The sequence below is a fragment of the Dolomitihabitans soli genome (assembly GCF_022213955.1).
Classification (GTDB): domain Bacteria; phylum Actinomycetota; class Actinomycetes; order Streptosporangiales; family Streptosporangiaceae; genus Streptosporangium_A; species Streptosporangium_A soli.
Genome location: NZ_JAKNTW010000009.1, coordinates 91,626 through 117,401, shown reverse-complemented (window position 1 = coordinate 117,401; position 25,776 = coordinate 91,626). Strand labels below are relative to the sequence as shown.

Below are 25,776 nucleotides of genomic sequence, written 5' to 3'. Positions count from 1 at the left end.
TGACTGCGCCACACGTGATTCGCGGCCGCCCGCACGTGCCGGACGACACGAGTATCCGTGCTCAATGAAGTACGTTCGCTCAGCCCGCGTCAACGAACGTGCGGCTCTGCGCCGACACCACCATTCCCGTGTCACCGCCAAGTCCAACCGCGGACGAACCTGCTCGGCCGTACGGCTGGACAGATCGTCGCGGCGGTCACGGCAGTGGCGACGCGCGTGGTGATGCGGGGCGGTCACAGCAGGCGACGGCGCCGGTGGTGCTGGGGGTGGTCGCGGTGGCGGGCGTGGAAAGGCCGCCGGGGCAGGAGGCGTCCGGCGGCCGATCTTGCGATGAGGTTCAGGCGGGAAGGACCACCACGAAACGGTTGGGCTCCTCGCCCTCCGATTCGCTGCGGAGACCCGCCGCGGCCACCGCGTCGTGCACGATCTTGCGTTCGAACGGGGTCATCGGCTGGAGCGGCTTGGGCTCGCCGCTGCGCTTGACCTCGTCGGCCACCTCGCCGCCGATCTTGCTCAGCTCCGCGCGCCGGCGCTCACGGAAGCCGCCGACGTCGAGCATCAGGCGCGACCGCTCCCCCGTCTGGCGGTGCACGGCGAGACGCGTGAGCTCCTGGAGCGCTTCGAGGATCTCGCCGTTCCTGCCGACGAGGTCGCCGCCCTTGACGTCGACGACGGACACGACCGCACGGTCCCCCTCGACGTCCATGTCGATGTCGCCGTCCATGTCGGCGATGTCCAGAAGGCCCTCGACATAGTCCGCCGCGATCTCGCCTTCCTGCTCAAGCGCCGCGAGATCGGGGGCGGCTTTCGCCACCGTCTCCTGCTCGGCCTCGGTCACGTCCGGCCTCTCCTTCATGGTGTCGGGTCGGAGGTCCGACCCGGCCTGCTACGACTTCTTGCTGCCCGTGCGCTTACTACGAGGCTGCCTCGTCGGCTGCTGACGGGCGACCTTCGGCGGAGGGGGAGGCGGCTCAGGAGTGTCCTGCTCCTCCTCGGCCTTGGTGCTGCGGATCTTGCTCATCAGCGTCCGCCTGGGCTCGGGATCCACCACGTTGCCCTTGGCATCGAACTGCGGCATCGGATTCCGGCTGTAGAACCAGTGCTGCTGGGAGAGCGTCCACACGTTCGTCGTCACCCAGTACAGGATCAGCCCCAGGGGGAAGTTGAGGCTGAAGATGGCGAACAGCGGCGAGATGTACATCAGGATCTTCTGCTGCTGCGCCATCGGGTTGTCAGGCATCTGCGCCATCGACCGGGTCACGCTCTGCCGCACCGTCAGGAACGTGGTCAGTGAGCTGACCGCGACGAAGATCGCCAGAACGATCTTCGTCATCACCGGGTCGGCGCCCAGCTTCACGATGTCGTCGGCGCTGGTGAAGAAGGTCGCGGGGATCGGGGCGCCGAAGATGTGCGCCGCACGGGCGCTGTCGACCATCTCCTGCGTCATGCCGAACTTCGGCTGGCCGTTCGCCATCGCCTGCAGCACGGTGAACATCGAGATGAAGATCGGGAACTGCGCGACGATCGGCAGGCAACCGCCGAGCGGGTTGGCGCCCGCTTCCTGGTAGGTGCGCATGACCTCTTGGTTCATGCGCTGCTTGTCGTTCTTGTACTTCTTGCGCAGCTCCGCAACCTTGGGAGCGAGTGCCTGCATCTTCCGCGACGAGCCCATTTGCTTCATGAACAGCGGGAAGATCAGCAATCGCATCAGCACGGTCAGCGTGATGATGGTCAACGCCCAGTTGAGCCCGCTGTCCTTCGCGAGGAAGGTGCTGTAGCCCTGGTGAATCCAGGTGATGACTTGCGCGACGGCCGTGTAGAGCCAATTCAGCCAGGACAGCTCCACCGAGCTAGCTCCCTTGCTTTTCGTGGGGTCGGATCGGGCGTGGAGGCACCGGGTCGTGTCCTCCTGGATGGAAGGGGTGGCAACGCCCGATTCGCCGGATCGTCAACCATGAACCGCGCAGCGCGCCGTGGACAGTGATCGCTTCGAGCCCGTAGGCGCTGCACGAGGGATGGAAACGGCACTGGGGGCCCAGCATCGGTCCTATGAACGCACGGTAGAACCGGATGGGGAGCAGCAGGATCCGAGCGGCTGAACTCGGCTCGGCGCTTGGTAGCGCCGTGCTCGCCTGCACTCGGTCCGTCATCGATGTCCATCCGTCCGGGCCTGTGTGTCAGACCCCCGCCGCCTGAGTAAACGATCGAGCGCGACGTCGAGTTCGGCGGCAAGGCGCTCGATTCGCGCGGACGCGGCCAATGGATTGGCGCGTACCACCAGCAGGCTACCCTCCGGAAGCCGATGCAGACGGTCCCGGACCAGGTGTCGCAACCGACGCTTCACCAGATTTCGTACTACCGCCCCCCCAACAGCTCGGCTCACGACGAATCCCACCAACGGCGGCACGTCGGTGTTTGGGCGCATGCTCAAGTGCGCGACCAGCGTGGGGCGGCCTGCGCGGCTCCCCTGCCGTATCGCGGCGGCGAATTCCTCGCCGCGCCGCATGCGGGATCCGGGCGGCAACACGAATAGACCTCAGGTAACGGCTTGTCGCCCGCCGGCACGTGGCACGGCGGGCGACGAAGCACAGGGACGACCGTCAGGCCGACAGGCTCTCGCGCCCCTTACGGCGGCGGGCGGCCAGGATTGCGCGACCCGCCCGGGTGCGCATGCGCAGCCGAAAGCCGTGGGTCTTCGCGCGGCGGCGGTTGTTCGGCTGGAAAGTACGCTTGCTCACGAGTGGGCTCCAGGCTTCAGAAACGTCCCGGGGGACGCTTATACACAGGACTGGCTTGCCGGCTCGAGCAAGGGCATGCGAAATAGCCGTCGCGTGGCAAGCCGACCGTCGTACGTTACGGGGCAGCTGTGCCCCAGGTCAAACCGAACCAGGTTATCCACTAATCCACATGTGGGTTTTCCACCGCCGTCCCTTTGTCCACAGGATGTGCACCCAGCCTCCCTCGCACTGCCAGTAGGCTGTGGACAACGTCTTGAACACGGATGTGCACACGGCTACTGTCGGCCCTCCGGACCTGAGCTCCCTCGCCTGGCCGCACGTGAAAGTGATCCATCACAGGCTGTGTACACAGTTGTGGATTTCCTGTGGATCATCGGTGGACAACGTGCGGGCCACAGGGTGGGGACGCGGGGGCTCCGCTGCCGCAGGTGTGGATAACGATCGCGGGGGCCGCGGCAGAAGGGAGGGGATCACAACCATGGACGGTGTCGACCTCGACGCGGTATGGAATCGGGCGCTGGACAACTTTCTCGACGGCAGCGTCCCGGCGCAGCACCGCGCCTGGCTGTCCATGACACGTCCCCTCGGCCTCGTCAACGACACCGTCGTCCTCGCCGCCCCGAACGAGTTCGCCAAGGACGTGCTGGAGAGCAAGCTGCGGCCGCTGATCGCGCACACGCTCTCGCAGGAGTTCGGCCATCCCATGCGGGTCGCCGTCATGGTGGACCCGATGGCCGCGGACCCCGACGGCGGAACGCCACGCCAGGAGAGCTATCCCCAGGCCCCGCCGCAAAGTTATCCCCAGGACGCCGGTCCCCAGCAGGGTTATGGACAACCCGCGCAACCGCAGCACAGGCAAGGGCTTGAGCCCCATCGCCCGTACCCTCCCGCGCCTGGTCATCCACAGTTGTCCACAGACTTTCCACAGGCTCAGCCACAGGTTCGGCCGGCCCAGTTCCCCTACTCCTATGGTGTGGAGGAGCCCGCCCAGCCGTACAACCAGAGCGACCCGCCGCAGGCGGAGCGTCGCGGCCAGCCGTACGCCGACCAGGAGCCGGTGCAGAAGCAGGAGCGCCAGGAGCCGCAGAACCGGTGGGACAGCAGAGGCGCGCGTCCAGGTGAGCCCGCACGGCTGAACCCGAAGTACACCTTTGAGACATTTGTCATCGGGTCGAGCAACAGGTTCGCGCACGCGGCGGCAGTCGCGGTGGCCGAGGCGCCGGCGAAGGCGTACAACCCGCTCTTCATCTACGGCGACTCCGGACTGGGCAAGACGCACCTTCTGCACGCCATCGGCCACTACGCGCAGAGCCTGTACGACGGGGCCCGGGTGAGATACGTGAGCTCCGAGGAGTTCACCAACGACTTCATCAACTCCATCCGCGACCACAAGGCCGACGGCTTCCGCAGCCGCTACCGGGCGGTCGACATCCTGCTGGTGGACGACATCCAGTTCCTGGAGGGCAAGGAGCAGACGCAGGAGGAGTTCTTCCACACCTTCAACACGCTCCACAACGCCAACAAGCAGATCGTGATCTCCAGCGACCGCGCGCCGAAGCAGCTGGTGACGCTGGAGGATCGGCTGCGCAACCGGTTCGAGTGGGGCCTGATCACCGACGTCCAGCCGCCCGAGCTGGAGACCCGCATCGCGATCCTGCGTAAGAAGGCCATCCAGGAGGGCCTGGCCGCGCCGCCCGAGGTGCTGGAGTACATCGCCTCCCGGATCTCCACCAACATCCGGGAGCTGGAGGGCGCGCTCATCCGGGTCACCGCCTTCGCCAGCCTCAACCGGCAGTCGGTCGACCTGCAGCTCACCGAGGTCGTGCTCAAGGACCTGATCACCGAGGACTCCAGCTCCGAGATCACGGTGGCCACGATCATGGCGCAGACCGCCGCCTACTTCGGGATCTCCATCGACGACCTGTGCGGCGGCTCGCGCTCACGGGTGCTGGTGACCGCCCGGCAGATCGCCATGTATCTCTGCCGCGAGCTCACCGCCATGTCGCTGCCCAAGATCGGCCAGCAGTTCGGCGGCCGCGACCACACCACGGTGATGCACGCCGATCGGAAGATCCGCTCGCTGATGGCGGAACGGCGCTCGATCTACAACCAGGTCAACGAGCTGACCGGCCGGATCAAGCAGCAGTCGCGCAACGCCTGACGACTTGTGCACAGCCTGTGGATAACGCTGTGGATCACTGTGGACGGCCCGCATTCCCGCGAAAACGGCCCTCCCCGGCTAGAACGATCTTCAACGCCCTGGGGATAAGGCTGGGGACATCCTGGGGACATCTTGGGGATAACTCGTGGATAACCTGTGGATGCCCTGTGTAGTCGTTATAAACCGAGGGACAAACTGGACCCATACCCAGTGGATAACCTGGGGAAACCTTGTGGAAAACCAGTGGACAGAGACCCCCTCTTCTGGGGACGGCCTGTGGGTACAGCGAGGTTGTCCCCAACCGAACGAGTTTCCCCCAGGCTCCGTGCACAGCCCCGGTGGACAAAATTACGCCACATGACCTGCGGAAACGATGGTTCTCCACAGTATCCACAGCCCCTATTAAGATGACCTCTCATCTCTCTTCCTAAGAACTCAAGAGCCATAGAAGGGTTCCCGCCCGGCCCGAGCGCGGGACAGGGAACAATCAACGAGAGCCAGACACCCACAGGAGGCGGATTCACGTGATGTTCCGGGTCGACCGAGACGTGCTCGCAGAGGCGGTCGCGTGGACGGCACGCAGCCTTCCGGCGCGTCCCTCCGTGCCAGTGCTCGCCGGCATGCGTCTGGAGGTCACCGACCAGCAGCAGTTGAAGCTGTCCGGCTTCGACTACGAGGTCTCCGCCGAGGTGACCCTCGAACTCCAGACGGGCGAGGCCGGAGTGGTCCTCGTGTCGGGCAGGCTGCTCGCCGAGATCACCAGAGCGCTCCCCGCACAGCCTGTGGATTTCGTCGTCGACGGGGCCAAGGCGGTCGTGACGTGCGGCAGCGCCAGATTCACGCTGCTGACCATGCCGGTGGAGGACTACCCGTCCCTGCCCGCGATGCCCCCGGCGGCCGGACACGTCGGGAGTGACATCTTCGCCTCGGCCGTGAGCCAGGTCGCCGTCGCCGCGGGCAAGGACGACACGCTCCCGATGCTCACCGGCGTGCGCATGGAGATCGAGGCCGACACGGTGGTCCTCGCCGCCACCGACCGCTACCGCCTCGCCGTACGAGAGCTCAAGTGGCAGCCCGGCCAGCCCGACTTCTCGGCGATCGCGATGATCCCCGGCAAGACCCTCGCCGACACCGCCAAGTCGCTGACCACCGGCGCCCAGGTCGAGATCGCGCTCAGCTCGGCGGGCGGCACCGGGGAGGGCATGATCGGGTTCTCCAGCGGCGGCCGCCGTACCACGACCCGCCTGCTCGACCCCGAGTTCCCGAAGTACCGCTCGCTGCTGCCGACGGAGTTCTCGGCGCGGGCCGACATGACCACCTCGGCGTTCGTGGAGGCGGTCAAGCGCGTGGCGCTGGTCGCCGAGCGCAACACGCCGGTACGGCTGGCGTTCCGCGGCGACGAGGTCGTGCTCGAGGCCGGCAGCGGCGACGAGGCGCAGGCGGTCGAGGTGCTGCCCGCCGACTTCGACGGCGACGAGATCAACATCGCCTTCAACCACCAGTTCCTGCTGGAGGGGCTCGGTGCGATCGACTCCGACGTGGCACGCCTGCAGTTCACCACGTCGACCAAGCCCGCCATCCTCACCGGGGGCAAGCCTGTGGATGACGAGGTGGCTCCCGACTACCGTTACCTGATCATGCCTATCCGGCTCTCCGGGTGACGTAAGATCCCTGGGGGCCGACGGCCGGTTCGACTCGCCGCGCCTGGGAAAGCGTGATGGAATCCCGAGGGGGGTGCTCAGATGCAGATCGGCATGGTCGGGCTCGGCAAGATGGGCGGCAACATGGCCGAGCGCCTTCGGCGTGGCGGCCACGAGGTGGTCGGCTACGACCGCGATCCGGCGCTCAGCGACGTCGAGCACCTGGCGGATCTCGTCGACCGGCTCCAGGCGCCCCGCGCGGTGTGGGTGATGGTGCCGGCGGGCAAGCCGACCCAGTCGACCGTCGATCAGCTGAGCGAGCTGCTCTCCCCCGGTGACGTCGTCGTCGACGGCGGCAACTCGCACTATGTGGACGATCAGAAGCACGGCGGCGAGCTGGGCGCCAAGGGCATCGGCTTCGTCGATGTGGGCGTCAGCGGCGGCGTGTGGGGGCTGGAGAACGGCTACGCCCTGATGGCCGGGGGCGACAGCGCGCACATCGAGCAGCTGTCGCCGATCTTCGAGACGCTCAAGCCCGAGGGCAGCGACGGGTTCGTGCACGCGGGCGACGTCGGAGCCGGGCACTTCGCGAAGATGGTCCACAACGGCATCGAGTACGGCATGATGCAGGCCTTCGCGGAGGGCTGGGAGCTGCTGGAAGCGGCCGATGTGGTCACCGACGTGCCGGGGGCGTTCAGAAGCTGGCGGCACGGCACCGTGATCCGCTCCTGGCTGCTCGATCTGATGGTCCGGGCCCTGGACGAGGACCCCGACCTCTCCGACCTCCGTGGTTACGCTCAGGACTCCGGAGAGGGCCGCTGGACCGTGCAGGCCGCCGTCGAACACGGCGTCCCCCTGCCGGTGATCACCGCGGCGCTCTACGCGCGCTTCGCCTCCCGGCAGGACGACTCGCCGGCGATGAAGGTCGTCGCCGCCCTGCGGAACCAGTTCGGCGGTCACGCGGTCGCCTCGGCCGAGGGCGGGCGGGAGAAGGGCGCCGACGCGCCGGGCGCCGACGTCGAGCCTCCCGCCGATATCGCATGATCGCGACATACCGGACGACTCGGGTGTGACCACGGTGAGCCCTGTGGCCCAGTAGCCTTCCTGGGTGCACGTTGCCCACCTGTCGCTGACCGACTTCCGGTCGTACGAGTCCGTGGAGCTCGGCCTGGAGCCGGGCGTCACGGCGTTCGTGGGCCCCAACGGGCAGGGCAAGACCAACCTGGTCGAGGCCCTCGGTTACGTGGCCACGCTGGCCAGTCACCGGGTCTCCACCGACGCGCCGCTGGTGCGGCACGGGGCGGCCAGGGCGATCGTGCGAACCGCCGTCCACAGGGACGACCGCAGGGCGCTCGTCGAGCTGGAGATCAACCCGGGACGCGCCAACCGCGCCAGGCTGAACCGCTCCCCCGTCTCGCGGCCGCGTGAGGTGCTCGGGCTGCTGCGCACGGTGCTGTTCGCCCCCGAGGACCTCGCCCTGGTCAAGGGAGACCCCGCCGAGCGCCGCCGGTTCCTCGACGATCTGCTCGTCGCCAGGACGCCCAGGTTCGCCGGTGTGCGGGCCGACTACGATCGCGTGCTCAAGCAGCGGGGAGCCCTGCTGCGGACGGCGTCCATGGCCAGGCGCGGTCGCAGATCGGCCGGCGGCGACGCCCCCGGCTCCCACGGCGACGTGCTGAGCACCCTGGAGGTCTGGGACGCCCATCTCGCCCGGCACGGGGCGGAGCTCCTGGGCGCGAGGCTGGAGCTGGTGGAGGCGCTGCGGCCGCTGTGCGAGCAGGCGTACGCCGCGCTCGCCCCGGGATCGGGCGCCGCCACGCTCGCGTACCGGAGCACGTTGTCGTCGGAGTTGTCCTCAGAGTTTTCCACAGGGCTGGGGATAACTTCCGACCGCGCCGCCCTGACCGAGCAGTTGCTGGCCCGCCTGCTGGAGGTGCGCAGCTCCGAGATAGAGCGCGGCGTGACGCTGGTCGGCCCGCATCGCGACGACCTGATCCTCGGGCTCGGGGAGTTGCCCGCGCGCGGCTACGCGAGCCACGGCGAGTCGTGGTCGTTCGCCCTTGCCCTCCGGTTGGCCGCATATGACCTGCTCCGCGCCGATGGCGGCGATCCCGTGCTGATCCTCGACGACGTCTTCGCCGAGCTCGACTCGCAGCGCCGTCGCCGTCTGGCGGAGACCGTCGCCCCCGCCGAGCAGGTTCTGATCACCGCCGCCGTGCCGGAAGACGTGCCGTCCGAGCTCGCCGGCGTCAGGTTCGACGTCGCAGAAGGGGGCGTGGCCCGTGCCGGCTGACCCCGTCCGCCCTGTGGATAACATCACGGCCAGAGGAGCCGCGATGGCCAGGGAGAAACTCGCCCAGGCCAAGGCCGACGCCGCGAAACGCGGGCAGCTCCCCCGCCGCGAGCCCCGGCGGAAGGCGGCCGGACCGCGCCGGGACGCGAGCGATCCCCAGCTTTTCGGTCGTGCCATTCGCGATCTCCTGGCCGACCGCGGCTGGGAGCAGGACGTCGCGGTCGGCGGCGTCTTCGGCCGGTGGAAGGAGATCGTCGGCCCCGATCTCGCCGCCCACACCCGGCCGGAGACCTTCGCCGAGGGCGAAGTCATCGTCTCCGCCGACTCCACCGCCTGGGCCACCCAGGTCCGCCTGCTCGCTCCGACGCTGGTCAGAAGGCTGAACGAGGAGCTGGGCGACAACACGGTGCAACGTGTGAAGGTCCGCGGACCGCAGCGGGGCCCGGCCCAGACCAGAGGGCTGCGGGTAACCGGCAGCCGCGGGCCGGGCGACACCTACGGCTGAGCCGCCCAGATTCGCGCCGCCGTACGGCATGCGGGGGACGAAAAATCGCGGATAGGTGGGTCAGCGTGGCGTGTGCGGCGGCGACCCCCTTGCCCGTGGGGGGATGCTTGAGTGAGGGCTGAACGTGCGACAGGCCATCACAGCGGCCGTCAATGCCACATTGGGCGCTCAGGACCGGTAGAATGAAACTGGATTCCGGACACGTCCGCTTGCGAGTCACCCCGGCATGCAAAGCCGACTCCCCTGGGTGAACGCATCGGGGCATTCACGACGGTGACGGGCACGGCAGGGAAGCTCTGTACATGGCTTCCGCGCCGCGTGTCCGCGGCAGGAGGATTTCGCACTTGTCCTACGACGCTAGCTCAATCACCGTACTCGAGGGGCTCGAGGCGGTTCGTAAGCGCCCAGGCATGTATATCGGCTCGACCGGTGAGCGTGGTCTTCACCACCTCGTCCAAGAAGTTGTGGACAACTCGGTCGACGAGGCACTGGCGGGTCACTGCGACACGATCGAGGTCACGCTGCTGGCGGACAACGGCGTCAGGGTCGTCGACAACGGCCGTGGCATCCCCGTCGGCATCGTCGAGGCCGAGGGCAGGCCGGCTGTCGAGGTCGTCCTCACCGTGCTGCACGCGGGCGGGAAGTTCGACAGCAAGTCCTACGCCGTCTCGGGCGGGCTGCACGGCGTGGGCGTCTCCGTCGTCAACGCCCTGGCGACCAGGCTCGACGTCGAGATCCGCACCGAGGGCCACTACTGGCGGCAGCGCTACGAGCAGTCGCGCCCCACCGCGCCGCTGGCCAAGGGCGAGCCGACCGACGAGACCGGCACGTCGATCACCTTCTGGGCCGATGACACGATCTTCGAGACCACGACGTGGAACTTCGAGACGCTCGCGCGCAGGTTCCAGGAGATGGCCTTCCTCAACAAGGGCCTGACGATCGCGCTGCGTGACGAGCGGCCGGACCACATCAACGGTGAGCCGCACCTCGTGACTTACTTCTACGAGGGCGGAATTTCCGACTTCGTAGCGCACATCAACTCGAAGAAGGAGCCGGTCCACAACTCGGTCATCGACTTCGAGTCGCACGGCGACGGGATCTCCGTAGAGATCGCCATGCAGTGGAACGCTTCCTACAGCGAGTCGGTCTACACCTTCGCCAACACGATCAACACCGCCGAGGGCGGCACCCACGAGGAGGGCTTTCGCGCGGCGACGACGTCGATCGTCAACCGTTACGCGCGCGAGCAGAAGTTCCTCAAGGAGGGCAGGGACGACAACCTCACGGGTGAGGACATCCGCGAGGGGCTCACCGCGATCATCTCGGTGAAGCTGGCCGATCCCCAGTTCGAGGGGCAGACCAAGACCAAGCTGGGCAACACCGAGGCGAAGTCGTTCGTCCAGAAGGCGTGCAACGACCATCTGCGCGACTGGTTCGAGCGCAACCCCGGCGAGGCCAAGGAGATCATCAACAAGTCGCTCCAGGCGTCCCGCGCCCGGCTCGCCGCCCGCCAGGCGCGCGACCTGACCCGGCGCAAGTCACTGCTCGAATCGGGCTCCGGCCTGCCGGGCAAGCTGGCCGACTGCCAGTGGAGCGAGCCGGACAAGTGCGAGCTGTTCATCGTCGAGGGCGACTCGGCGGGCGGCTCGGCCAAGGGCGGACGCGACTCCAAGTTCCAGGCGATCCTGCCCATCCGCGGCAAGATCCTCAACGTGGAGAAGGCGCGGATCGACAAGGTCCTGCAGAACAACGAGGTCCAGGCCCTCATCACCGCGCTCGGCACCGGCGTGCACGACGAGTTCGACATCGCCAAGCTCCGCTATCACAAGATCATTCTGATGGCCGACGCCGACGTGGACGGCCAGCACATCAACACGCTGCTGCTCACGTTGCTCTTCAGGTTCATGCGCCCGCTGATCGAGGCGGGGCACGTCTATCTCTCCCAGCCCCCGCTCTACAAGATCAAGTGGGACCGCAGGGGCGACGACGCGTCCTACGCCTACTCCGACAGGGAACGTGACGCGATCATCGAAGCCGGCATCGCCTCCGGCAAGCAGGACCCGCGGCCGCGCGACAACGTGCAGCGCTTCAAGGGTCTCGGCGAGATGAACGCGGCGCAGCTCTGGGACACCACCATGAACCCCGACACCCGGCTGCTGCTCCAGGTGACCCTCGACGACGCCGCCCAGGCCGACGAGCTGTTCAGCGTGCTGATGGGGGAAGACGTCGAAGCCCGGCGTGACTTCATCATCCGTAACGCCCGTGACGTTCGCTTCCTCGACGTCTAGGCAGAGAAAAGGATCCTGAACCCGTGACGGAAGTGAACACCACTCCTCCGGCTGACCGCATCGAACCGGTGGACATCCAGTCCGAGATGCAGCGCAGCTATATGGACTACGCGATGTCGGTCATCGTCTCGCGTGCGCTGCCGGACGTCCGCGACGGCCTCAAGCCGGTCCACCGCCGAGTGCTCTACGCCATGTACGACGGCGGCTACCGGCCCGACCGCGGCTACTTCAAGTGCTCCCGTGTCGTCGGTGACGTCATGGGCTCCTACCACCCGCACGGCGACACCTCGATCTACGACGCGCTGGTACGGCTGGCACAGCCCTGGTCGCTGCGTTACCCGCTGGTCGACGGTCAGGGCAACTTCGGCTCCCCGGGCAACGACCCGGCCGCGGCCATGCGATACACCGAGGCCAAGCTCGCGGCGATCGCCATGGAGATGCTCCGCGACATCGACAAGGAGACCGTCGACTTCCAGTCCAACTACGACGGGCGCTCCCAGGAGCCCGCCGTACTTCCGTCGCGGTTCCCCAACCTGCTGGTCAACGGCTCGGGCGGGATCGCGGTCGGGATGGCCACCAACATCCCGCCGCACAACCTGCGCGAGGTGGCCGAGGCCGTCAAGTGGTGCCTGGAGAACCCGGCCGCGACCGACGAGGAGTTGCTCGACGCGTCCCTGGCCAGGGTCAAGGGCCCCGACTTCCCCACCGGCGCGCTGATCGTCGGCCGCCGGGGCATCGAGGACGCCTACCGCACCGGCCGCGGCTCGGTCACCATGCGGGCCGTCGTCGAGGTCGAGGAGGACGCCAAGGGCCGCCAGTGCCTTGTCGTCACCGAGCTCCCCTACCAGGTCAACCCGGACAACCTCGCGCTGAAGATCGCCCAGCTCGTGCGCGAGGGCAAGGTCACCGGGATCGCCGACGTCCGTGACGAGAGCTCGGCGCGCGTCGGCCGGCGACTGGTGATCGTCCTGAAGCGTGACGCGGTCGCCAAGGTGGTGCTGAACAACCTCTACAAGCACACCCAGCTGCAGGACACCTTCGGCGCCAACATGCTCGCCCTGGTGGACGGCGTGCCGCGGACGCTCCCCCTCGACCAGTTCGTGCGGCACTACGTCGCGCACCAGATCGAGGTCATCGTCCGCAGGACCCGTTACCTGCTGCGCAAGGCGGAGGAGCGGGCGCACATCCTGCGCGGCCTGCTCAAGGCCCTTGACCGGCTCGACGACGTCATCGCCCTGATCCGGGCGTCCGACTCGGCCGCCGCCGCCCAGCAGGGGCTCATGGGGCTGCTGGCGATCGACGAGGTTCAGGCCCAGGCCATCCTCGACATGCAGCTCCGCAAGCTCGCCGCCCTGGAACGCCAGCAGATCCAGGACGAGTACGACAATCTGATGACGCACATCGCCGACTACAACGACATCCTGTCGTCGGAGTCGAGGCAGCGGCAGATCGTCGGCGACGAGCTCTCGGAGGTCGTGTCCAAGTTCGGCGACGACCGCAAGACCGAGATCATCGCCTACGACGGCGACATGTCGATCGAGGACCTCATCGCCGAAGAGGACATGGTCGTCACGATCACCCGCGGCGGCTACGCCAAGCGGACCCGCACCGACCTCTACCGCGCCCAGAAGCGCGGCGGCAAGGGCGTGCGCGGAGCCCAGCTCCGCCAGGACGACATCGTCGACCACTTCTTCGTCACCACGACGCACCACTGGCTGTTGTTCTTCACGAACAAGGGCCGCGTCTACCGCGTCAAAGCCTACGAGTTGCCCGACGCCGGACGCGACGCGCGCGGGCAGCACCTGGCCAACCTGCTGGCCATGCAGCCCGACGAGGTGGTGATGGAGGTGCTCTACCTGCGCGACTACAACGTCACGCCGTACCTCGTCCTCGCCACCCGCAGCGGCCTGGTGAAGAAGACCCGCCTGTCGGAGTACGACTCCCCGCGCTCCGGCGGTCTGATCGCCATCAACATCCGCGAGGACGACGAGGTGATCGGCGCCCGGCTGGTCTGCGAGGACGACGACCTGCTGCTCGTCTCCCGCAACGCCCAGTCGATCCGCTTCACCGCCTCCGACGAGGCGCTGCGTCCGATGGGCCGCGCCACGAGCGGTGTCATCGGCATGCGGTTCCTCGAGGGAGACGAACTTCTCGCCATGAACGTCATCGGTGAAGGTCATGACGTGTTAATCGCCACCGAGGGCGGGTATGCGAAGCGCACGCCGGCTGATCAGTATCCGGTGCAAGGACGCGGTGGCAAGGGCGTGCTGACGGCGAAAATCGTCAGCGCACGTGGCAAGCTGGTCGGAGCACTAATGGTCAGCCCGGAGGACGAGGTCTTCGCGATCACGTCCGTCGGCGGGGTGATCAGGACGAGCGCCGGGGAGATCAAGCAGTCTGGCCGCCAGACCATGGGAGTGCGCCTGATGAACCTCGCACAGGGGGACACGGTGGTGGCCCTCGCCCGGAACGCGGAGTCGTTGGAGACTGTGGAAGAAGCGGAAGCGGGGGAAGAGTAGGCCATGAGCGCCCAGGCGCAATCCGGTGGTGGAAAGGGCTCGGGTGGCAAGCCTCAGCGGAAACCTCCCGCTGCCTCCTCATCCACACGGAATCACGTGACGGAGAAAATGGACACATCGACCGATAACGAGATCGTCGAGGTGGTGAACAACGGCCCCGGCGCAGCTCCGCCGAGTCCTCCGAGTCCTCCGAAGGAGGACAACCCCGCCCTCCGGATCCGTCCGGCCGGCGGCGGCCCGGCCGACTCGGTCATGCCGAGGCAGCCGCCGCCTCCCAGCGGCGGCTCCGCGCGCAACCCGCGCAAGGCACACCTCGTGCTCCGCCGCATCGAGCCGTGGTCCGCCATGAAGTTCAGCTTCGTGGTGTCCCTGGTCTGCTTCGTGGTGCTGTTCGTCGCCGTCGCCGTCCTGTACGGCGTGCTGAGCGCGGTAGGCGTCTTCGACTCCGTCGTCGAAACCGTCAACTCGCTCACCAACCCGGACGGCAAGGCCACCAACGCCATCGACGCGTCCGCCTGGTTCGACCCGGTCCGCATCCTGGGCTTCACCGCCCTCATCGGCGCGATCAACGTCGTCCTCATCACCGCCCTGGCCACCCTGGGCTCGGTCATCTACAACCTCGCCTCCGACGTGGTCGGCGGCGTCGAGGTGACCTTCAGCGAAGCCGAGTAAGCGCACCCCGGTCCCCCGCCGTCCAGGGGGACCGGGACAAGCAACTCCTGAGACACGGTAGGCTTTTCCTCGTCGGTTAACGGGTTCGCCCCAGACATCTGGATGCGATACCGTTGAGCCGCCACCTAGCAGCGGGGCTATAGCTCAGACGGTTAGAGCGCTTCCCTGATAAGGAAGAGGTCCCAGGTTCAAGTCCTGGTAGCCCCACCCAGCTCAGAGGCCATTTCCCAGACGCGGAAATGGCCTTTTTGATCTTCTGAGTGACTATGTTTTCTCGGTGTCCTGGGCGAAGATCCGGTCCATTGCTTCGGCCCCTTCGAGTAACACGGGGCGAAGCTGCTTCCGATAGATCTTCTCTGTGACCACGGTCCCCCTTGTGGCCGACCAGTCGGGCGATGTCTTCCACCGCCACTCCCGCGTCAGACATCAGCGAGACGAAGCTGTGGCGCAGTTCCCGAGGTGTCCACTCCTGTGGATCCAGGTCGGTCTTCTTGAGGATCACCCGCAGCGCACGGCGGACGTTGCCCGCGTCAAGGCGGCAGCGCTTCGCGCCGCCGCTCGGCGGGGCACGCCCGCCCGCTCCGCTCGGCCAGCGAGCCGGGCATGCGGCCTGGGGGCCGGTCCCGGCCCGCGCCGCCCGGCCCGGCGCGTGGACCCCGCCGCCCGCCGTACCAGCGCCGCGCCGTACCCAACCGAACGCGCCGCGCGTGAACCGCACTGCCGCCCGCTCCGCAGCAGGCCCCCACCGCTACGCGGCCCCTCCGGGGTGCTTCGCATGGACGCCGGCAGCTCCGCTCCGATTCATGGTCTCCGGGTTGATGCCCGTACCTCCCCCGCCCCCGCTACCGGATTGTTCGTGTCCCTCGGTCGGTGTCAACTCCGTCTGTGCCGGTTGGGAAGGTAACCGGCGGGACACGCGAAGACGGAGTTGACACCTCGGTCGGGGCGGAGGAGGAATGGGCCAGGAGCGCAGCCCCAGCCGTTCAAACGGCGCGACGACACAGGGGATGTGGATCAACCCAAGGGGGACGGGTGATCACTGTGCCGCCGCGCCCGATCATGGAGAACCAGGCAGCGCGAGAGGTTCCTGCCAATCAGACATCGGCAGGAAGATCAGTCACGCCGCCGTGTCGGCCTTCGATGCGCCGCCACTCCTCATCGGACAACGGTGGCATTCCCAGACTGACGGCCCGCCGCATCCAGGCTCGTACGGGTGAGATCCCAGCGACGTATCACCTCCACCGCCTCAGAGTCGGCATCACGCGCCACCATCACAGCCAGCGCGGCCCGCAGCCGAGCCACCATCTCCCGCGTGGCCCGTAGCTGCTCCCCGGCCTGCGCCGGGACGTCCACCGGTTCGAGCGGTACGGTCCACATCAGCGGGTCCTCGTCATCAGCTCAGACAGCGGATGCGTCCGGCGAAGTGAGTCGTACCGGTCAGCGACACAGCGAGCGACGGTGGCCGGGTTGTCCACGCCGTAGGCCACGTACAGGCGACGGCCGGTGTTCCTGAAGGTCTGGCCGGCCCACCACCGGTAGACGAACCCATCACACCAGACCAGGAGATCGGCACAGATCGAGACGAGGGCGATGCCGTACCCCTCCTGTACATCAGCGAGGACGCCGCAGCGTTCGAGGCTGTCCCGCAGTCGCGTGGCGTGCACGGTCGCCGGGCGACGTCGAGCGGACGGCGCTGTCCGTGTCGCCGTCACGACTCCAGCCCTTCCTGTAGCCGTAGCTGCTGGGCCAGGCTGGGCACGTCGTCCGCGTCCAGCGTTTGGTAGAGCCCGCTGGATAGGTCTTCTTCCGTGAGGCGTCTCCCATTCCGGGTCGCCCACAAACGACCTTCAGAACTCCGCCATATGCACCAGCCGGGAAAGGCGGATTGGAGGTCTTCCAGAATCACCGGGGTTGACATACACGTGAGCATCGTTCGATTGGTGTGACGTACCCACCGCGTTTTAGAGACGTCCAGGACGTTTCAAAGTTAGAGTCAGAAACGTCCCTGACGTCCTCTGCCTCCAGAGGTGTACCGTGGCCAACATCTCCCTGCGCCGCGCCATGCACGACGCGAAGCTGACTGATCAGAGTCTTGCTGAGCACTGTGGGGTGGACGTGAAGACGGTCGCGCGCTGGTTGCAGGATGAGACGCGGATACCGCACCAACGGCACCAGTGGGCCGCCGCCGAGGCGCTAGGAGTTGATTCGGCCGTGTTGTGGCCAGAGGCGATTCGTAACACTGTGAAGACCGGGCCGGATCGAGAAGTTCTGACCGTTTATCCGTATCGGTCAGCATGCCCTAAGGCGATATGGCGGAATCTGATCGGTTCGGCCCGCAACGAGATCGTATTTGCGGGATACACCAACTACTTCTTGTGGCTGGAACACCCCAACCTCGCCAAGGCGCTCAAGCGCAAGGCCGAGCAGGGATGCAAGATCCGTTTCCTCATCGGTGACCCCGACAGCGAGGTCACCCGCCACCGTGAAGAGGTGGAGAACGTACCGCTGACCGTGTCCACCCGCATCCGGATCACGCTCGCCGAGGTCGAGCAGCTCCGGAACATCCCAGGAGTCGAGGCGAGGTTCGGAGACGAGCACATCGCCATGAGCGTCTTCCGGTTCGATTCCGAGATGCTGGTGACACCGCACCTGGCCAAGCTGGTCGGCCACGACTCGCCGATGCTGCATCTACGCCGCTACCAGGACGACGGCCTGTTCGACCGATTCGGCTACCACGCCTCGGAGCTGTGGAGCAGCGGCCGTGACGTCTGGGCGGAAGGCCCCCGAGAGCACCGCGAGCCGCCAATGCCGAGTGACTAACTGAGTGACAATGACCGCAGACGAGCCCGGACGAGGGTGGATCATCACGGACCGCCTGCGCAGGTGGGGACGGGTGTCGGCCATGATCCCGCCCCCTCCTGCTTTGCCTGACAAGGAAGAGGTCCCAGGTTCAAGTCCTGGTAGCCCCACCCAGCTCAGAGGCCATTTCCCAGACGCGGAAGTGGCCTTTTGATCTTCTGAGTGACCATGCTCCCTCGGTGTCCTAGGCGAAGACCCGGTCCACCCGGTCCATTGCTTCGCTCCTTCGAGTAAAGGGGCGATCGGTGCGGCTTATCGCTGATGGCACTGTGTGTGATCAAGGCCAAAGGGTGTGCTTCCAACAGTGGCATGCTGGGGGCCGTGCATATCTCGACGGTCGACCAGCCCAGGCCGCTGGCAGCGTGCTGGCTTTGTTGGATCGCGATACCGACTGGAGATCAGCCGGGGGTGATGGCAATGCTGGGACTCACTCAACCTAGTCCCGTGACGTTCGCCGTAGCCGAAGAGGTGATCGATTCGAGCAGCCATGGGAACTCGGACCAGGATCACGATGGACTTGCTCAGGTCTACGTGAGCCCCGAACTCGAGGGTTGGACCCTGGTCATCGGTCGCTGGTGCGATCCCTGCGATAGCGAGCGCAGCGATGATGTACTCCGTATGTGCTTGAGACTCAGCCAGCGCTATGGGCAGGCACAGGCCTACTACTACGGTGCGCAAGGCGACGGCTCGGCCTGGCTGATCGCTGAGGAAGGCTCCGTGGTACGCCGATACTGCGAGACCGGTGAGGGCGGGGATGCCCTTCTCACCCTTGGTGAGCCCCTTCTGATTGAGAAGACACGGCGCGAGCAGCTTGGGCTACCGCCAGTGTGGGACGCGACGGGTGAAACACAAGAAGCCGAAGAGGAGTGGAGAGTGGCGGCGTTCGACATGGCACCCGAAATTGCCGCAGCCCTCGGCACCAGTCCGCTGGCCCTTACTCCGGAGACCCAGGTACGCGGCGTCGGGGTTCTTGCTCTCACACCATCTCCGGTGCCGCTCACTCCCTCTTGAGATGCGGAATGCCTCCGGCGGAGGGGGTCATGCCGGGGACGGCGCGGCCGTGCTGTCCCCGGCATCGCTGAAACACCGGCTACCTGGTCGACCGCCCGTCCAAGTGCGCTTCGCCGTGGAACACGGCCTGCCACTGGCGGCCACGGCGCGTTCGCCGCTCACGATGGCGGGGTGCTGATGCTGCTCACGTCCCTGGATGAGGGCGAGGTCCGCGATGATCGCCGGGTCGAGGTCGGCGGCGGCGCGGTGTGGGGCCAAGTCGCCAGTGCGCTGCGCGCGCATAGGTTGGCGTTGAGTTCGGGGGACACCAGTACCGGCGGTGTCGGCGGGCTCACACTCACCGTCGGCTGGCTGGTGCGCTGGCACGGGTTGACCCTGACAACCGCCGTCCGAGGTTCACCTGATCAGCACGATGCTGTTCACCTTGCTGATCGCGTCCTGGCGGCTTTCCTCGCTCATCGACCACCTTCGCTACGCGCCGGCCCATGCCGCCCTTGTCACGGGCCCATCAAGCATATTACGGTCAAGGCCGTTATGTAGCCCTCTGGGGAGGTCGTACATGCGCTTCATCATGGTTGCGCTCCTTGTCGCCTTAGCGCTCTCAACTCCGGCCCAGGCCGAAACCGCAGCGGCCCCACCTACCGGGTGCGGCTTCCACAACCTCGGCAGGCTCCCGCTGACCGCCACCACCACCGCCGGCACCGCACTGGACGCCGACTACCCGCAGGGCCCGCGCGTCTACTCCGTCACCTCCCACGCCTCCGGCCCGGCGATGCTCGGGATCAGGGACGTCCGCGACGGCCGCCTGATCGGCGAGCGGCCGCTTCCGCTCGCGCTCGGCTCCTGGGCCGTCACCATCGCACCCGATCATTCGGTGTACGTCGGCAGTTACAACGGCACCGCCGGAGCGATGGGCCGCCTCTTCCGCTACAACCCGTCCACCGACCAGGTGAGCGAGCTCGGCATCCCCATCTCGACCGAGACGTTCGTCTGGTCCGTCGCCGCCAGCCCCGACGGCTCGGCCATCTACGGCGGCACCTCGCCCACGGGCAAGCTCTTCCGCTACGACACCGCGACCGGCGGGTTCACCGATCTGGGCAGCCCGGTCCCGGGCGACCAGTTGGTCAGGGACCTGGCCGTGGGCAAGGACGGCACCGTGTACGCCGGCGTCGGCGCGAGCAGCATGAAGGTCGCGGTGCTCTCCCCCGGCGGCACGCTCCAGCGGGTGATCGACCCGCCCATCGAGGGCACCGGCTTCGCCTACGACGTGGACGTGGACGGCCGCTACCTGCTGGTCCGCTTCCTCACTTCCACCGGCGCCAACCCCATGGGCGTGTACGACCTGGACAAGCGCGAGTGGAAGGACGTGGTGGAGGACGTCGACAGCCTCACCGTCGGCGGCGGCAGGGACGGCCACGACCTCTACCTGTTCCAGCACGACGAGCTCGTCAAATATGACCTCAAGACCCGAAAGATCACCCGACTGGGCTTCACCGAGTACGGCGAAGGCGCCGCCCGCCCGCTCGGCTGGCTCGGCCACACACTCGTCGGCACCAGCTCCACCGGCCGCATCTGGCACTTCGACCGCAAGACCGGACAGGGTCGGCTGCTCGACGGCACGCTGACCCCCCTGCCCGTCAGCATCCGCTCGCTCGGCACGGGCCCCGACGGCCGCGTCTACGCGGGCGGCTTCTTCACCGGCGGCCTGGCCGCCTATGACCCCGCCACAGGCGAGGCCGAGTACTGGCCGAACGTCGGCCAGAGCGAGGGCATGGTCACCCACAAGGGCAAGCTCTATCTCGGCGTCTACCCCGGCGCCCGGATCTACGAGTTCGACGGGACCGCGCCCAAGCTCCTCCTCGACCTCGGCGACCAGGAACAGGACCGGCCCTTCGCAATGACCTCCGCGGGCGACTGGCTGGCCTTCGGCACGGTACCCAAGTCCGGCACCCACGGCGGCGCGCTCGGCCTGCTCGACCCCGCCACCGGGCGTACGGTGATCAAGCGGGACATCATCCCCGGCCACAGCATCATCGCACTGACCTACCGGGACGGGGTCGTCTACGGCGCCACCTCGGCGTTCGGCGGCACCAGCACGCCACGGGGCGAGGCCGTGGCGTTCGCTTACGACATCGCCACGGATTCGCTCAAATGGCAGACCACTCCCGTCCCCGGTGACCTTGCGCTCGGCTCGATCACCTTCGACGACAGCGGGCGGTTGTGGGGGCTGACCCCGGACGCCCTGTTCGAGCTGGACCCGGCCACCGGGCGGACCGTCAGGACCGTCAAGCACCAGAGCTACGCCTGGTCCAGCGCCACGCAGGTCTGGCTGGACACCTACCTTGTCTTCCACAAGGGCTCCCTGTGGGGCAAGGTGCAGGGCAAGGCGTACCGGATCGATCCGGCGACGATGACACTCGCGCTCATCGTCCGCCCGGTCTCGAACATGGTCCTCGGTGCCGACGGCCACCTCTACCTGTCGCGCTTCGAGAACTTCTACACTTACCGCGTCTGCTGACAGGTCAGCCGGAAGACCCTTCGGCGAAATAGACGTCCCAAGACCCGTGCACCGCGAGCTGGTGCACGGGTCTCCGCCGTAGCGCCGCCACGCCGTACCCACCGAACCCGCCGCCCCAGCGCCGCACCGCCCGCCGCACCGCCCGCCGCACCACCCGCCGCACAAGGCTGCTCCGCCATCGGGCCGCACAAAGGGACCCACACCAGGCCCCCCGGGACACCGTCTCAGCTGAAACTCAATGGCGACGAACTTGTGGTCACGCCATGATGTCCCGATGCGCAAGGCGACCGCTTACCATGACGCACTCGGCGATTACTTCGCCAAGCATGCGGAGACGAGCCCCTACAACGCCTACACCGACAGACCCGCGATGCTTCAACTCGCGGGCGATGTCTCCGGGACCAGAATCCTGGATGTCGGCTGTGGAGCAGGCCACTATGCGTCCGAGCTTTCGGCCCGGGGCGCCCAGGTGGTCGGAATCGAAGGCAGCGCCACACTGCTGCGCCACGCACGAGCACGCGTGAACGGCCATGCAGAACTACTTCTCCGTGATCTGGAAGAGCCACTCGATTTCGCCGCTGACGCATCGTTCGACGGCGTGGTCTGCGCCCTCGTCTACGAGCACGTCAGGAATCGTGTGCAACTGTTGGGCGAACTACGCCGCGTCCTGCGACCAGATGGATGGCTCCTGATATCGACCACCCATCCCACAGCCGACTGGCGACACTTCGGAGGCTCGTACTTCAGCCACGACTGGAGAGACCTGCCTCTCGGAGACGGCACGCTCTCGATCCACTACCAGCGCATGCCATTGGAGACCTTCCTGGGCGAGCTGTTGGCCGCAGGGTTCGTGCTGGAGCAGCTGATCGAACCGCGCCCCACTGCCGACCTCCGAGAGATCGACGAAGCCGCCTACAACAAGCTTCACCAAGCGCCGTCCTTCCTCGCGGTAAAGCTGAAACGTCCTTGATAGCCATCTACGAACTCCACCCCACCTCATAGAACCAATCGGCTCCTCCAGGTGGGCGGGGACAACGGCGACCATGTGGTCCAGGGTGACGGGTTGCATGAGGTAGACAACGGGACCGGTGCGGCCGCTGCCCGTGGCGCCAAGCTGCGCTCCATCGCAGCCGTGGTCGGCGGCTCGATCACCAGAGCCCTGCTGCTCGGAGCCCGGATTTTGCGGCCCTACGTACGACGTGGGCCGGCCAAGGCAGGACCTTGGAACGACAGTTGACCTTGCACCATAATCAACCTCATGCAGAAACTGCCCAGTCTCGCGAAGTTAACGATTCTAGTTACTCTCTTACCCTTTATCTTCAAGGCACTCAAAATCACGCTTGGAGAGCCATACAACGTTCGTGATCCGTTTGACTGGGCATTGATGGTCAGCGCAGGACTCGCAGGAGTCTCTATCTTGGGCGTGGCGACCTGGTGCATCGTGAAGCCCCGCCAGCCCTCAGAACCCACTCCTCCTACGCTCGCCAGGCCATTCAACCAACGCACGTTCGGCATAATAATCTTACCTATAGCGCTGATCGAATTCAGCGTGACCACAGGCACACTGAGTGCCACCGATGGCGGAGACTCATTCGTGAGCAGCCCTCTGAACTGGGTTACATATACCCTCTGGGGCGTTGCGCTCGTCGCCCTTGTAGGGATCGGGTTCTGGGTCGACTTTGTCGGGCGCAGGGGTCGGGATATGCCGAGGTAGGCAGCATCGTAGTGCGGCAACCCCATCGACCAGCAGCGACCATTCGGGATCTTCATAGGCAGTCTGACGACCGTGACGACCTCTATGCCCACGAGGTGAAGCAGCGAGGTGCCCAGCAGATTCCAGATCGTCGGCTCCTTAAGCTGACAGAGGCCGAGAGCAGGATCTCTCAGATGCGCGCGAGGCCCACCTGTTCAGCTAGCTGAGGTCAGCCCGCGATCGGGTCGTCCCAGCCGCCGCCGAAGGGCGTCTTGATCGTTTCTGTCCCGCCCGTCCGCGTGTCGAGGAAGCTCACCGCGCCGAACTGGCCGAGCACGATCCTGGCGCCGCTATAGGCCAGCCTGACGCCCGACACGGGGATGCGACGCTCGCCGCCTGCCGCCAGGACCTGCAACGTGGCGGGCTGCGGGTTCGGTGTCGTCCACAGCACCGCGACCTGCTCGCCTGTGGCGGCCAGCCGGGGCGTCTGGCCGGTGTAGGGCCCGAGCGGGTGAGCCAGGGTCCGCAGCGGCTTCAGGTCGGGGCCGTACACCTGGACCAGGCCGCAGTTCGATGCCCCGACCGCGAGCCCCGCCTCCCGCGACCAGGCCAGGCTCCGGCCGACGTTCGTGCACCCGCCTTCGGGCGCCGGTAGCCGCGCCGCGGTCAGTTTCTGGGCAGTGATGTCGCGGATGACCGTCACGGCGCCGGTCACGGGGTGCCCACGGCCGCGGTCTTGCCGCCCGGGCCCGTCGTCGGCTTCGTAGGGCGCGCCGACCGCGAGCCCGCCCGGGCCGAACGCGAGGGTCAGGCCGAAGGAGTCCGCCCACTCGTCGTTGCCGGGGACGCCCGGGGTGTCCTGGGTGATCCGCCGGAGAGTTCCCTTGCTGAGGACGTAGACGGCGCCGCCCTTCTCCTCGGACGGCGCGCCGATGGTGATCGTGTCGCCCGAAGCCGCCACCGCGACCCCGAAATTTCCGTCGGTCTGAGGCTTCGGAGCGACGATGCGCTCGGTGCCGCGAGCAGTGATGACATAGACGGCGCCCGCGCCCTCCTTCCCCGCCACCTTCGCCTCCGGGGCGCCCACCACCACGTCGACGCACCGGTCGCCGTCCACGTCGGCCCGGGCGAGGGCGGTGCCGAAGCTCCCGCCGGCCGGTCCGGGCAGACGGGTGAACCGGCCGGCCGACAGGAGGTACACGCCTCCGTGTGGCTCCAGGAAGCTGATGGCGACGTCGTCGCGGGCGCCGCACCCGGGCGCCGCACCGGTCATGACGGGAGACGTCTGCGACAGCAGGAGGGCGGCCAGCGTGAGGAGCCTCATCCGGCCACCGCCCTGCCGAAGGACTGGCCCTGGCTCTGCCGTACCTGCTGGGTTGGGCCGGTGGCGGGATCGACGAGAGAGACCCATCCATCCGGGTAAGCCGATGGGTGGCTCACGGCAAGACGGCTGCCGGTCCAGGTCACCGGGCCGTCCATGGCTCCGGTGCCCGGCACCTGACGGTCACCGGAGGAGTCGGTGAGCGAGAAGATCAACGTGGGCCTGCCCGCCCAGTGCGCGGCCACCCGGCCGTCGGCGGCGACGTCCAGCGCCCCGTCGGCCGCCCCGCCCTTGCCTCCGCCGAGAAAGCGCAACTGCCGGATCGGCTTGCGCGCCGGGTCGAAGAGCCGCAGGTCACCGGTCATCGAGCTGGCGGCGAAGCCGATCCCGTCGACGACGGCGAGGCCGCGGCCGAACTGCCGGCCGTCGGCGGCGCCCGGCAGGGTCGAGCCGGTCAGCGTCGCAGCTTCCGCGTCGGGCAGCACGGTGACCATGCCCGGATCCGTGGTGGTGGAGGCGGCCTGTTCGCCGGGCGCGCCCACCAGCAGTCCCACGCGCCCGCCGGAGAGCGTCCCCAGGGCCACGGCCGAGCCGAAGCGGTCGCCCTCCTCGCTGACGTCCGGCACCCCCGGACTGTCCTGGGTGATGGCGCGCAGGACCGCTCCGCCCCGCGCGAGGTAGGCGGCACCCGCATACGCAACCGCGCTGACCTGCTCGTACGGCGCGCCGATCGCGATCAGGTCGCCGTGCAGGGCCAGCGCGGAGCCGAACCTCGAGCCAGTCTGCGGCGTCGGCGCGAGCAGTTTCGCGGGCGGCGCCACCCCGCGGCCGTAGAGGACATAGACGGCGCCAGTCTCGCGGAGCTGATCGTCGGCGTCCGCCGTCGGCGCGCCGATGATCGCATCCGCGCAGCCGTCGCCGTTGACCTTGGCCAGCTTCAGCGCCGCGCCGAAACCGTCCTGACCGCGCCCCGGCCGCGGGAGCGGCACGAGTTTGCCCGCCGTCAGCAGATAGACCGCGTCCTCCCAGTCCTGGTCGAAGCGGGAGGCGCTGATGAGCACGTCGTCGCGCCCGTCGCCGTCGAAGTCACTGGCACCCGCCTTCGCGCAGGGATCGACCGGTGTCGGGCGGGCATCGCAGGCCGCGAGGGAGCATATGAGCATCAGCGCGGCAATCATCCGCATCGGTCCATTATGAGATCAATCCGCGATGGACGCCTCGAAATCAGCGCCAATGCCAGGCCTGAAACCTCTCCCTGGGCGTCGCTGCGCTCGAACCGAAACCGTGCCGTACGGCAGGCCGTCCACGGCGCCGACGACCAGGGAAACCCTTATCGAGGCGGGGTGCCGCTCGCAATGGTGCCCCCCGCGGACTGCATTCACATTCCGTGCATCACCTGAAAGCCCCTGTGGGGCAGGTACTGCACGCCGTTGAAGTCGATGTTCGATGCCGCTGCCATCGCCTCGTGGCCAGGCTCGCCGGCCTTCGTCGGCCCTGTCGACCCGATCAGGCCAGTCAGCCGACTACCACGATCTTCGTGACGAAAGTCTCGGTGCGG

23 protein-coding genes and 1 tRNA gene are annotated in these 25,776 nt (G+C 67.3%); 15 read left to right on the top strand and 9 right to left on the bottom strand.

The annotated features are described in order from the left end of the window. Positions 1–337: 337 nt before the first annotated feature. The 5 genes from MBA17_RS20450 to rpmH form a co-directional block, all read right to left on the bottom strand. Positions 338–856, bottom strand: a complete 519-nt coding sequence (locus MBA17_RS20450; RefSeq protein ID WP_238498120.1) for a Jag family protein — start codon at positions 854–856, stop codon at positions 338–340. Positions 857–886: 30 nt separating this feature from the next. Continuing rightward, entirely contained in the window at positions 887–1,846 is a 960-nt protein-coding gene (gene yidC, locus MBA17_RS20445; RefSeq protein ID WP_238498119.1) for a membrane protein insertase YidC, read from the bottom strand. A gap of 4 nt (positions 1,847–1,850) precedes the next feature. Next, positions 1,851–2,150: a membrane protein insertion efficiency factor YidD gene (gene yidD / locus MBA17_RS20440; protein ID WP_238498118.1), complete on the bottom strand. Its 300-nt coding sequence runs from the start codon at positions 2,148–2,150 to the stop codon at positions 1,851–1,853. Beyond that, positions 2,147–2,527, bottom strand: a complete 381-nt coding sequence (gene rnpA, locus MBA17_RS20435) for a ribonuclease P protein component (RefSeq protein WP_455432804.1) — start codon at positions 2,525–2,527, stop codon at positions 2,147–2,149. The genes yidD and rnpA overlap by 4 nt, the downstream gene beginning before the upstream one ends. Before the next feature lie 73 nt (positions 2,528–2,600). Further along, the gene (rpmH, locus tag MBA17_RS20430) at positions 2,601–2,738 is read right to left on the bottom strand and encodes a 50S ribosomal protein L34 (protein WP_056680296.1); all 138 of its coding nucleotides are present in this window, start codon (positions 2,736–2,738) and stop codon (positions 2,601–2,603) included. Between the two features lie 478 nt (positions 2,739–3,216). Between rpmH and dnaA the strand changes: the two genes are divergently transcribed. The 9 genes from dnaA to MBA17_RS20385 all read left to right on the top strand — a co-directional run bounded on the left by dnaA (position 3,217) and on the right by MBA17_RS20385 (position 15,023). Then, positions 3,217–4,899: a chromosomal replication initiator protein DnaA gene (gene dnaA, locus MBA17_RS20425; RefSeq protein ID WP_238498116.1), complete on the top strand. Its 1,683-nt coding sequence runs from the start codon at positions 3,217–3,219 to the stop codon at positions 4,897–4,899. A gap of 524 nt (positions 4,900–5,423) precedes the next feature. Next, positions 5,424–6,560, top strand: a complete 1,137-nt coding sequence (dnaN, locus tag MBA17_RS20420) for a DNA polymerase III subunit beta (RefSeq protein WP_238498115.1) — start codon at positions 5,424–5,426, stop codon at positions 6,558–6,560. An 81-nt stretch (positions 6,561–6,641) separates the two neighbouring features. Further along, positions 6,642–7,583, top strand: coding sequence for a phosphogluconate dehydrogenase (NAD(+)-dependent, decarboxylating) (gene gnd, locus MBA17_RS20415; protein WP_238498114.1), 942 nt, complete (start codon positions 6,642–6,644; stop codon positions 7,581–7,583). Between the two features lie 64 nt (positions 7,584–7,647). Beyond that, positions 7,648–8,832 (top strand): DNA replication/repair protein RecF, encoded by a 1,185-nt coding sequence (recF, locus tag MBA17_RS20410; protein ID WP_238498113.1) that lies wholly within the window; start codon positions 7,648–7,650, stop codon positions 8,830–8,832. A 43-nt stretch (positions 8,833–8,875) separates the two neighbouring features. Further along, a complete protein-coding gene (locus MBA17_RS20405) occupies positions 8,876–9,337 on the top strand; it encodes a DciA family protein (RefSeq protein WP_238498112.1) in 462 nt (153 codons plus the stop codon). 344 nt (positions 9,338–9,681) lie between these two features. Then, complete coding sequence (gene gyrB, locus MBA17_RS20400; RefSeq protein ID WP_455432803.1) at positions 9,682–11,625, top strand: DNA topoisomerase (ATP-hydrolyzing) subunit B; 1,944 nt, start codon at positions 9,682–9,684, stop codon at positions 11,623–11,625. A gap of 23 nt (positions 11,626–11,648) precedes the next feature. Next, positions 11,649–14,144: a DNA gyrase subunit A gene (gene gyrA / locus MBA17_RS20395; RefSeq protein WP_455432802.1), complete on the top strand. Its 2,496-nt coding sequence runs from the start codon at positions 11,649–11,651 to the stop codon at positions 14,142–14,144. A 108-nt stretch (positions 14,145–14,252) separates the two neighbouring features. Then, positions 14,253–14,816 carry a DUF3566 domain-containing protein gene (locus MBA17_RS20390; protein WP_238498110.1) on the top strand — a complete coding sequence of 188 codons (564 nt, stop codon included), beginning with the start codon at positions 14,253–14,255 and terminating at the stop codon, positions 14,814–14,816. 133 nt (positions 14,817–14,949) lie between these two features. After that, positions 14,950–15,023 (top strand) — tRNA-Ile (locus MBA17_RS20385). A gap of 1,169 nt (positions 15,024–16,192) precedes the next feature. Here MBA17_RS20385 and MBA17_RS20375 read toward each other — a convergent pair. Next, positions 16,193–16,480 carry a hypothetical protein gene (locus MBA17_RS20375; RefSeq protein WP_238498109.1) on the bottom strand — a complete coding sequence of 96 codons (288 nt, stop codon included), beginning with the start codon at positions 16,478–16,480 and terminating at the stop codon, positions 16,193–16,195. Positions 16,481–16,850: 370 nt separating this feature from the next. Here MBA17_RS20375 and MBA17_RS20370 point away from each other — a divergent pair, with 370 nt between their 5' ends. From MBA17_RS20370 to MBA17_RS20355, 4 genes are all read left to right on the top strand, one after another. Beyond that, entirely contained in the window at positions 16,851–17,636 is a 786-nt protein-coding gene (locus MBA17_RS20370; RefSeq protein WP_238498108.1) for a helix-turn-helix domain-containing protein, read from the top strand. Positions 17,637–18,119: 483 nt separating this feature from the next. After that, complete coding sequence (locus MBA17_RS20365) at positions 18,120–18,686, top strand: hypothetical protein (protein ID WP_238498107.1); 567 nt, start codon at positions 18,120–18,122, stop codon at positions 18,684–18,686. 63 nt (positions 18,687–18,749) lie between these two features. Further along, the gene (locus tag MBA17_RS20360) at positions 18,750–19,226 is read left to right on the top strand and encodes an FAD-binding protein (protein WP_455432816.1); all 477 of its coding nucleotides are present in this window, start codon (positions 18,750–18,752) and stop codon (positions 19,224–19,226) included. 19 nt (positions 19,227–19,245) lie between these two features. Further along, on the top strand, positions 19,246–21,204 hold the full coding sequence (locus MBA17_RS20355) for a ligand-binding sensor domain-containing protein (protein ID WP_238498106.1): 1,959 nt from the start codon (positions 19,246–19,248) through the stop codon (positions 21,202–21,204). 4 nt (positions 21,205–21,208) lie between these two features. Here MBA17_RS20355 and MBA17_RS20350 read toward each other — a convergent pair whose 3' ends face one another. Continuing rightward, on the bottom strand, positions 21,209–21,367 hold the full coding sequence (locus tag MBA17_RS20350) for a hypothetical protein (protein ID WP_238498105.1): 159 nt from the start codon (positions 21,365–21,367) through the stop codon (positions 21,209–21,211). 111 nt (positions 21,368–21,478) lie between these two features. On the opposite strand from MBA17_RS20350, the gene MBA17_RS20345 reads away from it, so the two are divergent. Both MBA17_RS20345 and MBA17_RS20340 read left to right on the top strand, forming a co-directional pair. Beyond that, the gene (locus tag MBA17_RS20345; RefSeq protein WP_238498104.1) at positions 21,479–22,174 is read left to right on the top strand and encodes a class I SAM-dependent methyltransferase; all 696 of its coding nucleotides are present in this window, start codon (positions 21,479–21,481) and stop codon (positions 22,172–22,174) included. Between the two features lie 288 nt (positions 22,175–22,462). Continuing rightward, complete coding sequence (locus MBA17_RS20340; RefSeq protein ID WP_238498103.1) at positions 22,463–22,918, top strand: hypothetical protein; 456 nt, start codon at positions 22,463–22,465, stop codon at positions 22,916–22,918. A gap of 208 nt (positions 22,919–23,126) precedes the next feature. Here MBA17_RS20340 and MBA17_RS20335 read toward each other — a convergent pair whose 3' ends face one another. Further along, positions 23,127–24,221 carry a hypothetical protein gene (locus MBA17_RS20335; protein ID WP_238498102.1) on the bottom strand — a complete coding sequence of 365 codons (1,095 nt, stop codon included), beginning with the start codon at positions 24,219–24,221 and terminating at the stop codon, positions 23,127–23,129. Beyond that, positions 24,218–25,402 (bottom strand): FG-GAP-like repeat-containing protein, encoded by a 1,185-nt coding sequence (locus tag MBA17_RS20330; RefSeq protein ID WP_238498101.1) that lies wholly within the window; start codon positions 25,400–25,402, stop codon positions 24,218–24,220. The genes MBA17_RS20335 and MBA17_RS20330 overlap by 4 nt, the downstream gene beginning before the upstream one ends. Between the last annotated feature and the right edge of the window lie 374 nt (positions 25,403–25,776).

What these genes read in the sequence shown, in the direction of transcription:
- gnd (WP_238498114.1), top strand. Translation starts at nt 6,642, where the DNA reads ATGCAGATCGGCATGGTCGGGCTCGGCAAGATGGGCGGCAACATGGCC.
- MBA17_RS20390 (WP_238498110.1), top strand. Translation starts at nt 14,253, where the DNA reads ATGGACACATCGACCGATAACGAGATCGTCGAGGTGGTGAACAACGGC.
- yidD (WP_238498118.1), bottom strand. Translation starts at nt 2,150, where the DNA reads ATGACGGACCGAGTGCAGGCGAGCACGGCGCTACCAAGCGCCGAGCCG.
- MBA17_RS20355 (WP_238498106.1), top strand. Translation starts at nt 19,246, where the DNA reads ATGCGCTTCATCATGGTTGCGCTCCTTGTCGCCTTAGCGCTCTCAACT.
- MBA17_RS20405 (WP_238498112.1), top strand. Translation starts at nt 8,876, where the DNA reads ATGGCCAGGGAGAAACTCGCCCAGGCCAAGGCCGACGCCGCGAAACGC.
- dnaA (WP_238498116.1), top strand. Translation starts at nt 3,217, where the DNA reads ATGGACGGTGTCGACCTCGACGCGGTATGGAATCGGGCGCTGGACAAC.
- MBA17_RS20330 (WP_238498101.1), bottom strand. Translation starts at nt 25,402, where the DNA reads ATGCGGATGATTGCCGCGCTGATGCTCATATGCTCCCTCGCGGCCTGC.
- MBA17_RS20340 (WP_238498103.1), top strand. Translation starts at nt 22,463, where the DNA reads ATGCAGAAACTGCCCAGTCTCGCGAAGTTAACGATTCTAGTTACTCTC.
- MBA17_RS20345 (WP_238498104.1), top strand. Translation starts at nt 21,479, where the DNA reads ATGCGCAAGGCGACCGCTTACCATGACGCACTCGGCGATTACTTCGCC.
- MBA17_RS20335 (WP_238498102.1), bottom strand. Translation starts at nt 24,221, where the DNA reads ATGAGGCTCCTCACGCTGGCCGCCCTCCTGCTGTCGCAGACGTCTCCC.
- MBA17_RS20450 (WP_238498120.1), bottom strand. Translation starts at nt 856, where the DNA reads ATGAAGGAGAGGCCGGACGTGACCGAGGCCGAGCAGGAGACGGTGGCG.